Source organism: uncultured Enterovirga sp., from assembly GCF_964242715.1.
Taxonomy (GTDB): Bacteria; Pseudomonadota; Alphaproteobacteria; order Rhizobiales; family Beijerinckiaceae; genus Enterovirga.
This window is the reverse complement of sequence record NZ_CAXTAZ010000059.1, coordinates 21,195-30,713: the sequence shown is the minus strand read 5'-3', so window position 1 is coordinate 30,713 and position 9,519 is coordinate 21,195. Positions and strand designations below refer to the sequence as shown.

General features: G+C 67.4%; 9 protein-coding genes. 8 read left to right on the top strand and 1 reads right to left on the bottom strand.

The window, feature by feature from the left end; all coding sequences use genetic code 11:
- Positions 1-900, top strand: a 900-nt coding sequence (locus ACFE87_RS21530) for an alpha-hydroxy-acid oxidizing protein (protein ID WP_375461714.1), incomplete at its 5' end; no start/stop codon positions are given.
- Positions 901-905: 5 nt separating this feature from the next.
- On the opposite strand, the gene ACFE87_RS21525 is transcribed toward ACFE87_RS21530, so the two are convergent.
- The gene (locus ACFE87_RS21525) at positions 906-1,619 is read right to left on the bottom strand and encodes an SGNH/GDSL hydrolase family protein (protein ID WP_375461713.1); all 714 of its coding nucleotides are present in this window, start codon (positions 1,617-1,619) and stop codon (positions 906-908) included.
- A gap of 185 nt (positions 1,620-1,804) precedes the next feature.
- On the opposite strand from ACFE87_RS21525, the gene ACFE87_RS21520 reads away from it, so the two are divergent.
- The 7 genes from ACFE87_RS21520 (at position 1,805) to metH (ending at position 9,451) form a co-directional block, all read left to right on the top strand.
- Entirely contained in the window at positions 1,805-2,530 is a 726-nt protein-coding gene (locus ACFE87_RS21520) for a superoxide dismutase (protein WP_375461712.1), read from the top strand.
- Between the two features lie 146 nt (positions 2,531-2,676).
- Positions 2,677-3,216: a DUF1345 domain-containing protein gene (locus ACFE87_RS21515; RefSeq protein ID WP_375461711.1), complete on the top strand. Its 540-nt coding sequence runs from the start codon at positions 2,677-2,679 to the stop codon at positions 3,214-3,216.
- A 77-nt stretch (positions 3,217-3,293) separates the two neighbouring features.
- The gene (locus tag ACFE87_RS21510; protein WP_375461710.1) at positions 3,294-4,310 is read left to right on the top strand and encodes an ArsR/SmtB family transcription factor; all 1,017 of its coding nucleotides are present in this window, start codon (positions 3,294-3,296) and stop codon (positions 4,308-4,310) included.
- Positions 4,310-5,227: a methylenetetrahydrofolate reductase [NAD(P)H] gene (metF, locus tag ACFE87_RS21505; RefSeq protein WP_375461709.1), complete on the top strand. Its 918-nt coding sequence runs from the start codon at positions 4,310-4,312 to the stop codon at positions 5,225-5,227. Before ACFE87_RS21510 ends, metF begins: the two co-directional genes overlap by 1 nt.
- Positions 5,228-5,239: 12 nt before the next feature.
- The gene (locus ACFE87_RS21500; protein ID WP_375461708.1) at positions 5,240-5,500 is read left to right on the top strand and encodes a hypothetical protein; all 261 of its coding nucleotides are present in this window, start codon (positions 5,240-5,242) and stop codon (positions 5,498-5,500) included.
- Complete coding sequence (locus tag ACFE87_RS21495; RefSeq protein ID WP_375461707.1) at positions 5,493-5,714, top strand: hypothetical protein; 222 nt, start codon at positions 5,493-5,495, stop codon at positions 5,712-5,714. The genes ACFE87_RS21500 and ACFE87_RS21495 overlap by 8 nt, the downstream gene beginning before the upstream one ends.
- Positions 5,711-9,451: a methionine synthase gene (gene metH / locus ACFE87_RS21490; protein WP_375461706.1), complete on the top strand. Its 3,741-nt coding sequence runs from the start codon at positions 5,711-5,713 to the stop codon at positions 9,449-9,451. The genes ACFE87_RS21495 and metH overlap by 4 nt, the downstream gene beginning before the upstream one ends.
- The last annotated feature ends 68 nt before the right edge of the window (positions 9,452-9,519 follow it).

Below are 9,519 nucleotides of genomic sequence, written 5' to 3'. Positions count from 1 at the left end.
GGCGTGCCCTTCACGCTCTCGACCATGAGCATCTGCTCGATCGAGGACGTGGCCGAACACACGGATCGGCCCTTCTGGTTCCAGCTCTACGTCATGCGGGACCGGGACTTCATCGACCGGCTCATCGATCGGGCGAAGGCGGCGGGCTGCTCGGCGCTCGTCCTGACGCTCGATCTTCAGATCCTCGGGCAGCGCCACAAGGACGTCCGCAATGGATTGTCCACGCCGCCCAAGCCGACGCTCGGCAACCTCCTCAACCTCGCGACCAAGCCCGCCTGGTGCCTCGCGATGCTGGGCACCAAGAGACGGCAATTCGGCAATATCGTCGGCCACGTGAAAGGCGTCGCCGACATGAGCTCGCTCTCGTCCTGGGCGGCCGACCAGTTCGACCCGACCCTCTCCTGGGACGATGTCGCCCGTATCAAGGAGCGCTGGGGCGGGAAGCTGATCCTCAAGGGCATTCTGGATCCGGAGGACGCCGAACTCGCGGCCCGAAGCGGGGCAGACGCCCTCATCGTCTCGAATCACGGCGGGCGCCAGCTCGACGGCGCGATGTCGTCGATCTCGGCCCTGCCGGCGATCGTGCAGGCGGTCGGCAACCGGATCGAGGTCCTGTTCGACGGCGGCATCCGGTCAGGGCAGGACGTGATCAAGGCCTTGGCGCTCGGGGCCCACGGCACCTTCATCGGCCGCGCCTTCCTCTACGGGCTCGGTGCGGGCGGCGAGGCCGGGGTCACGCAATGCCTCGACATCATCCGCAAGGAGCTCGACGTCACGATGGCGATGTGCGGGCTCCGCGACGTCCGTCACGTTGATACACGCATCCTGGCCGATACCGACGGCCTCGTGCCGCGCGCGCAGCGGAGCGGCATCGCCCCGCCGCGGCTCGCAGCCGAATAGCCAGGTCAGCGACAGAACTCGTCCGCCACGATCCGGTACGCCGCCCGCAGATTGGAGAGATGCCGGCCGTCGCGGGAGGATCCTTCCTTGCCCTTCCAATAGGCGGTCGGGGAGCGCGATGCGGCATAGGGATCGACGAAGCTGCATCCTCGCCGGGCACAGATCTCCGCCAGGCCGTCGCTATACAGCTTGAAGGCGGCAGGCTCGAAGATGGTGCCGAGCGCCTCCGGGATCGGCGGGACCGCAGCCACTATGACCCTGGCGCCGGCCGCCGCGAACTGGGCGACGAGGGCTTCGGCGTTGGCGCGAAAGCGGCCGAAGGCGGCATCGCCGGCCGGATCGTGCTTCCTGAGAAGGTCGTTCGTGCCGATCGCGAGGAACACGACGGCGGGAGGTGTCTCGAAACGAAAGCTCGACGCGAGCTTCAGATACTCGGCCGCTTTCATGCCGGTGACGCCGCCATTGACGAGGTTCAGTTCGCAGGGCGGGCGTTCCGCCGGATAGAGTTCGGCGTAGGAATCCCCGGCCACGAAGCCGTAGGGCGCCGTGGCTTCGCCCAGATGGGCGTTGATGAGGGTCGCCCGCGCGCCCCCATAGCTGACGGCGCTGATCGAGGGCGCTGGCCGGGCGAGCCAGCCGATGGCGAAAGAGGCGCTGGCGAATGCCAAACACCCGGCCGCCGCGAGCCATCGCCTCCGTCGGGGACCTTGGACCTTCATGCAGAGCTCCTCGACGCGCCGCCCTGCCGTCGCGCGCCGCGCATTCGCGCGTCCGCCCCTTCGCATGTTCGCCCGGGCCGGACCACTTGCTGGCCTGCGTCCGTCTCAGGCACGACGCTGCGGTGATCGTGATCGATCATTCCAGGTCGGCGCGCGTTAGCCGATCAGCTGCCCAGGAGATCACCGTGACCCAGACTCACCCACGCCGCGCCTTTCTCGCCGGGGCGACCGCGCTCGCCTTCGGATCGACCCTCCGGACCGCCTGGGCCCAGACCCCGGCGCCTGGGCCCTACACGCTCGACCCGCTGCCCTACCCGGCGGCCGCGAACGAGCCGCATATCGACGCGAAGACGATGGAGATCCATCACGGCCGGCATCATCAAGCCTATGTGACGAACCTGAATGCGGCCCTCGCCGGCCAGGGCGAATCCGCCAAGATGCCGCTTCCCGATCTGCTGGCCGGCCTCAACAAGCTGCCCGAGGGGATCCGCACCGCGATCCGCAACAATGGCGGCGGGCATGCCAATCACACGATGTTCTGGCAGGTGATGGGCGGCAAGGGCGGCGAGCCGGCCGGCGAGGTCCGGGCGGCGATCGACCGCGACCTTGGCGGCTTCGCCAAGATGCAGGCCGATTTCAATCAGGCGGGCGTGCAACGTTTCGGGTCCGGATGGGTCTTCGTGACGGTGGCGCGGGACGGCAAGCTCGCCATCACCTCGAGGGCGAACCAGGACACGCCCCTGATGGACGGCGAGCGCGTTCTCTTCGGCAACGACGTCTGGGAGCACGCCTATTACCTGACCTACCAGAACCGCCGGCCCGACTACCTGAAAGCCTGGTGGAACGTCGTGAACTGGCCCAAGGTCGCCGAACGCTACGCGGCCGCGAAGGCCGGCACGCTCGCCATCTGACGTCGTCGTTCATGGAGGCCCTCAACCTGAAAGCTTCCGTGACGACGGGCATGTCGCGAAGCTTGCGGCTCCTTGCGGCCCGGCCCCGACTCATCGCGGCCGCGGCCTTTGGACTGGCCGCGGGTTTGCTGGTCCCGGGAGCGGGCATGGCCAGCCGGTTGCTGGTCGGCTGGGATGCCGGGATCGGCCTCTTCCTCGTGCTCGGTTGGGCCATGATGGCGCGCTCGGGCCAGGCCGATATCCAGCGGCGGGCCGATCGTGAGGATGCTGGGGCGGCCGCCGTGCTCGTCCTGACGATGGTCGGGGCGGTCGCGAGCCTTGTCGCGATCGCGGTCGAACTGCGCGGCATCAAAGGGTCTCCGGAGGCCGGCAGGCTCGCCCTCGCGGGCGCGACGATCCTTTTGTCCTGGCTCTTCGTTCACACGATGTACGCGCTCCATTACGCCCATGATTACTATGCCGGCGAGGACGATCGGGGCGGTCTGAAATTCCCGGGCGACGCGAAGCCCGACTATTGGGACTTCATGTATTTCGCCTTCAACCTCGGTGCGGCGGCGCAGACCTCGGACGTGATGATCGAGGCGAAACGAATGCGCCGCTTCGTGCTCGCGCACACGATCCTGTCCTTCCTGTTCAACACCACGATCCTGGCGCTCGCGATCAATGTCGGGGCGAGCCTGCTTTGAGCGACCGGTAGCCGTACCATGCCGACGCGGTGCCATCCCCCTTGCGATCCTGCGGAAATAGACATAAACATATCTTTATGTCTTCACCTGCCGAGAAGTTGCCAGTCATCGGAGTTTCCGGCCTCGTCGCGACGCTTCGGGCCGTCTCGGAGGAGACGCGTCTCCGGATCATCGCGCTCTTGGCCGAGGGGGAGCTCTCGGTCTCCGACCTGACCGACATCCTCGGGCAGTCTCAGCCCCGGATTTCGCGGCACCTGAAGGTGCTGGTCGAGGCCGGCGTTCTCGAGCGCCATCGCGAGGGCGCCTGGGCCTTCTTCCGCCTCGCCGAAGGCATGTCGACGGGCCTTCTCCAGCCGATCCTGGCGGGGCTCGATCCGCAGGATCCCGGCTTGTCCGAGGATCGGGAGCGGCTCGCCGGCGTCCGCGCCGAGCGGTCCCGCGCCGCCCAGAGCTTTTTCGCGCGACTTGCTCCCCGTTGGGACGAACTCCGCTCGCTGCAGGTTGCCGAGGAGGCGGTGGAGACCGCCATCCTCGACGTCGTCGGGCCCGGCCGGCTCGGCACGATTCTCGATCTCGGGACCGGCACCGGGCGCATGCTGCAGCTGCTCGCGCCCCGCGCCGCGCGGGCCGTGGGCCTGGACGCGAGTCACGCCATGCTGTCCGTCGCCCGCGCCAACCTCGCGCGTTCCGGTCAGGCAAGGGTCGATCTGCGGCAGGGCGACATCTACGCGCCGCCGCTTGTCCGTGGCGGGTTCGACCTGATCCTCGTCCATCAGGTGCTGCATTACCTGGACGATCCGGCCCGGGCGCTCGCCCAGGCCGCGCGGCTTCTCGCGCCGGGTGGCCGGCTCCTCGTCGTCGATTTCGCGCCGCACGGCCTCGAATTTCTGCGCGAGACCCAGGCGCACCGCCGGCTCGGCTTCGCCCGCGAGCAGGTCTCCGCCTGGCTCGACGAGGCCGGTCTCGACAGCCGCCATGCCGGCGACCTCGCCCCGTCCGATGGGCAGGGCGACAAGCTGACCGTCTCGCTCTGGCTCGGCTGCGACCGCCAGGTCGCGCCAGCGTCCACCATTCACGATCGGGAGGTTGCCTGATGTTTCCCGCCGCATTCCGTCCGAGCCGCCACTCGTCCCGCCCGATCCGGGTCTCCTTCGAGTTCTTCCCGCCGAAGACCGACGAGATGGAATCCGTCCTGTGGTCCTCGATCGAGCGGCTCGCGCCGCTCCGTCCCGATTTCGTCTCCGTCACCTACGGGGCCGGGGGCTCCACCCGCGAGCGGACGCACAAGACGGTGAGCCGCATTCTGGCCGAGACCGACCTGAAGCCGGCCGCGCACCTGACCTGCGTGGCCGCGAACCGGGACGAGATCGACGATGTCGTGCGCGGCTACCGCGACATCGGCGTCCGCCACATCGTGGCCCTGCGGGGCGATCCGATGGCCGGGATCGGCACCGCCTACGAAGCCCATCCGGGCGGCTACGCCCAGACCTGCGATCTCGTCGCCGGCATCAAGCGGCTCGGAGATTTCGAGGTCTCGGTCTCGGCCTATCCCGAGAAGCATCCGGAGGCGCCCTCGATCGAGGCCGATCTCGATGCGCTCGCGACCAAGGTCGATGCGGGCGCCGACCGGGCCATCACCCAGTTCTTCTTCGATAACGACCTCTACCTGCGCTATCTCGACCGGGTGCGGGCGCGCGGGATCACCATCCCGATCGTGCCCGGCATCCTGCCGGTGCAGAATTTCAAGCTCGCGAAGAGCTTCGCCGAGCGGGCGGGCGCGAGCGTGCCGGAATGGCTGGGCAGCCGCTTCGAAGGGCTCGAGGGCGACGTCGACACCCGCAAGATGGTCGCGGCCGCGGTCGCGGCCGAGCAGGTGCTCGACCTCGTTGATCGTGGCGTGTCCGAGTTCCATTTCTACACGATGAACCGCGCAGACCTCGTCTTCGCCATCTGCCACCTGCTCGGGCTGAGGGCAGTGGCACCGGCTGAGCCGGCGCGGGTGGCGGCGTGAGGGGGGTCGCGCATGGCTTCGATGTCGACAAGCTTCGAACAAGAGTTGAAGGCGGAGATCGAGTCTTTTCGCGCCGAGATCAAAGAGCGGAAAGAGAGGCGTGAGCAAGAGCAAAGGGATCGCGATCGCGCATTTGCTGCTGAAGCCAACGTCCTTCTCGACCCGGATCACATCAGGAATTTGATCACAGAACGCGAAGAGAACGCTCGCCTTCGCAAACGTCTTGAGGCCGCAGAACGGCGCATCGCCGAGTTGGAAAAGCGGAATGGCTGAGCCCGACAATCTGATGCTGGTTCATTTCCGGGAACTGCGTGCGGAGCTGTCCCGTCAGGACAAGCTGAGGGAAGATCTCGCGAAGAAGCAGATCGATATGGGCCGTGCGCTGACGGGTGAAACACTCATGGCCCGCTATGCCGTGACGGACGTCGACGAACGGCTGCAAGCGATCGAAGCACGTCTCGCTCGCCTGGAAGGTGACCGCACATGACGACCGATACCGTTTCCGCCCTCCGGGCCGCTGCGCGCGAGCGCATCCTCGTCATGGACGGGGCGATGGGGACCGAAATCCAGAACCTGAAACTCTCGGAGGCGGATTTCCGCGGCGAGCGCTTCCGGGATCACGCCCATGACCAGAAGGGCAACAACGACCTCCTGATCCTGACCCAGCCGGAGGCGGTGCGCGACATCCACCTCAGCTACTTCCTGGCCGGCGCCGACATCGTCGAGACGAACACCTTCTCGTCGACCTCGATCGCGCAGGGCGATTACGGACTCGAAACCGCGGTCCACGACCTGAATGTCGAGGGCGCCCGCGTCGCCCGCGAGGCGGCCGTGATGGCCGAGGCGAAGGACGGGCGCCGCCGCTTCGTCGCCGGTGCGGTCGGGCCGACCAACCGCACGCTCTCGATCTCGCCCGACGTCAACAATCCGGGCTTCCGGGCCGTTACCTTTGACCATGTCCGCGACAGCTATGCCGAGCAGGTCCGCGGCCTCGTCGAGGGCGGCGCCGACCTGATCCTGATCGAGACCATCTTCGACACGCTGAACGCCAAGGCCGCGATCCTGGCAGCGCGGCGCGTCTTCGTCGAGCTCGGTCGCACGCTGCCGATCATGATCTCGGGCACGATCACCGACCTTTCCGGCCGCACGCTGTCGGGCCAGACTCCGGCCGCGTTCTGGCACTCGGTCCGCCACGCCGATCCGATCACGGTCGGGCTGAACTGCGCGCTCGGCGCCCGCGAGATGCGGGCCCATATCGCGGAACTGTCGCGCATCGCCGACACGCTCGTCTGCGCCTACCCGAATGCCGGCCTGCCAAACGAGTTCGGGATGTACGACGAGTCGCCCGAGGCGACCGCGGCCCTCATCGCCGAGTTCGCCGATGCCGGCCTCGTCAACGTCGTCGGCGGCTGCTGCGGCACGACGCCGGCCCATATTCGGGCGATCGCGGCCGCGGTCGCCGGCAAGGCACCGCGCGAGATTCCGGTGGTCGAGCCGGTGATGAAATTGGCAGGCCTTGAACCCTACATCCTCACGAAGGACATCCCCTTCGTGAATGTGGGCGAGCGCACGAACGTAACCGGCTCGGCCAAGTTCAGGAAGCTCATCACCAACGGCGATTACGCGGCCGCGCTCGACGTCGCGCGCGACCAGGTCATCGCCGGCGCCCAGGTCATCGACGTCAACATGGACGAGGGCCTGCTCGATTCCGAGCGGGCCATGGTCGAGTTCCTGAACCTCGTCGCGGCCGAGCCGGACATCGCCCGCGTGCCGGTGATGGTCGACTCATCCAAGTTCCAGGTCATCGAGGCCGGCCTGAAATGCGTCCAGGGCAAGCCGATCGTGAACTCGATCTCGATGAAGGAGGGGGTCGACAAGTTCAAGGCCGAGGCCACGATCTGCCGCGACTACGGGGCGGCGGTCGTCGTCATGGCCTTCGACGAGCAGGGACAGGCCGATACCCAGGCCCGCAAGGTCGAGATCTGCACGCGCGCCTACCGCATCCTCGTCGACGAGGTCGGCTTTCCGCCCGAAGACATCATCTTCGATCCGAACGTCTTCGCGGTCGCGACCGGGATCGAGGAGCACGACAATTACGGCGTCGACTTCATCGAGGCGACCCGCGAGATCACCTCGACCCTGCCGCATTGCCACATCTCGGGAGGCGTCTCGAACCTCAGCTTCTCGTTCCGGGGCAACGAGCCGGTGCGCGAGGCGATGCACGCGGTCTTCCTCTACCACGCCATCCAGGCCGGCATGGATATGGGGATCGTGAATGCCGGCCAGCTCGCCGTCTACGAATCCATCCCGGCCGACCTGCGCGAGGTCTGCGAAGACGTCGTCCTGAACCGGCGCAAGGGCGAAACACCCTCCGCGACCGAGCGGCTTCTCGAGGCGGCGGAGCGCTTCAAGGGCGGGGCCGGCGCCCAGGCCCGGACGCTCGACATGACCTGGCGGGAATGGCCGGTCGCGAAGCGGCTCGAACACGCCCTCGTCAACGGCTTCACCGACTTCATCGCAGTGGACACGGAAGAGGCGCGCCTCTCGGTCGCCCGGCCTCTCCACGTCATCGAGGGGCCGTTGATGAGCGGCATGAACGTCGTCGGCGACCTGTTCGGCTCGGGCAAGATGTTCCTGCCCCAGGTCGTGAAGTCGGCCCGCGTGATGAAGCAGGCTGTCGCCTATCTCATGCCCTACATGGAGAAGGAGAAGGAGGAGACCGGGCAGGCCCAGGGCGAGCCCGCGGGCGTGGTCCTGATGGCGACCGTGAAGGGCGACGTCCACGACATCGGCAAGAACATCGTCGGCGTCGTCCTCCAGTGCAACAATTACGAGGTGATCGACCTCGGCGTGATGGTGCCGGCCCGCAAGATCCTGGACATCGCCCGCGAGAGGGGCGTCGATGTCATCGGCCTCTCCGGCCTGATCACGCCCTCGCTCGACGAGATGGCCCATGTCGCGGCCGAGATGGAGCGCGAAGGGTTCAGCATCCCGCTGCTGATCGGCGGCGCGACGACGAGCCGGGTCCACACTGCGGTGAAGATCCACCCGAACTACACGAGCGGTCAGACCATCTACGTCAACGACGCGAGCCGCGCCGTGGGGGTCGTCTCCTCGCTTCTCTCGCCGGACCAGAAGGTCACCTATATCGACAATGTCCGGGCGGAATACCGAAGGGTCGCCGACGCGCATGCGCGGGGAGAGGCCGACAAGAAGCGGCTCTCGATCGCTGCCGCGCGCACGAACGCGATGAGGATTGACTGGGCGGCCTACAGGCCGACGCGGCCGGGCTTCACCGGCGCGCGCGTGTTCCGGTCCTACGAGGTCGCCGACCTCGTCCCCTATATCGACTGGACGCCCTTCTTCCAGACCTGGGACATGAAGGGCCGCTTCCCGGCTATCCTCGAAGACGAGGCGCAGGGCGCTTCCGCCCGCGCTCTGTACGAGGATGCGCAGGAGATGCTGTCCAAGATCGTGGCCGAGCGCTGGTTCAATCCGAAGGCCGTGATCGGCTTCTGGCCGGCGAACACCGTCGCCGACGACATCCGGCTCTATACCGGCGAGAGCCGGACGGAGACGCTCGCGACCTTCCATGGGCTCCGCCAGCAGCTCTCGAAGCGGGACGGGCGGCCGAACCTGTCGATCTCGGACTTCGTCGCGCCGAAGGATAGCGACGTCGCGGATTACGTCGGCGGCTTCGTGGTCACGGCCGGGATCGAGGAGGTCCGCATCGCCGAGCGCTTCGAACGGGCGAACGACGATTACCGCTCGATCCTGGTCAAGGCGCTGGCCGATCGCATCGCGGAGGCCTTCGCCGAGCGCATGCACGAGCGGGTGCGGCGGGAATTCTGGGGCTATGCCCCGGACGAGGCGATCGCGCCGGGCGACCTGGCCTCGGAAGACTATCGGGGCATCCGGCCGGCACCGGGCTATCCGGCCCAGCCCGACCATACCGAGAAGTCGACCCTGTTCGATCTCCTGCAGGCGGAGCGCCGCATCGGCGTGAAGCTGACGGAGAGCTTCGCGATGTGGCCGGGTTCGTCGGTCTCCGGCCTCTTCATCGGCCATCCGGACGCGCATTACTTCGGCGTCGCCAAGGTGGAGCGCGACCAGGTCGAGGATTACGCCGCGCGGAAAGGCATGGACATCGCCGAGGTCGAGCGCTGGCTGTCGCCGATCCTGAACTACGACGTGGCCCGGTATCGTCTCGAGGCGGCTGAGTAGCAGCCGCTTCCGCTATCAGAGCGAGCAACCCGAGCCGCAGCAGCCGCCCATGATGGCGCGGCCACTCA

Excerpts from the sequence above, each read along its gene's own strand:
- ACFE87_RS21525 (WP_375461713.1), bottom strand. The coding sequence starts at position 1,619 with ATGAAGGTCCAAGGTCCCCGACGGAGGCGATGGCTCGCGGCGGCCGGG.
- ACFE87_RS21515 (WP_375461711.1), top strand. The coding sequence starts at position 2,677 with ATGGCCAGCCGGTTGCTGGTCGGCTGGGATGCCGGGATCGGCCTCTTC.
- ACFE87_RS21510 (WP_375461710.1), top strand. The coding sequence starts at position 3,294 with ATGTCTTCACCTGCCGAGAAGTTGCCAGTCATCGGAGTTTCCGGCCTC.
- metF (WP_375461709.1), top strand. The coding sequence starts at position 4,310 with ATGTTTCCCGCCGCATTCCGTCCGAGCCGCCACTCGTCCCGCCCGATC.
- ACFE87_RS21500 (WP_375461708.1), top strand. The coding sequence starts at position 5,240 with ATGGCTTCGATGTCGACAAGCTTCGAACAAGAGTTGAAGGCGGAGATC.
- ACFE87_RS21495 (WP_375461707.1), top strand. The coding sequence starts at position 5,493 with ATGGCTGAGCCCGACAATCTGATGCTGGTTCATTTCCGGGAACTGCGT.
- metH (WP_375461706.1), top strand. The coding sequence starts at position 5,711 with ATGACGACCGATACCGTTTCCGCCCTCCGGGCCGCTGCGCGCGAGCGC.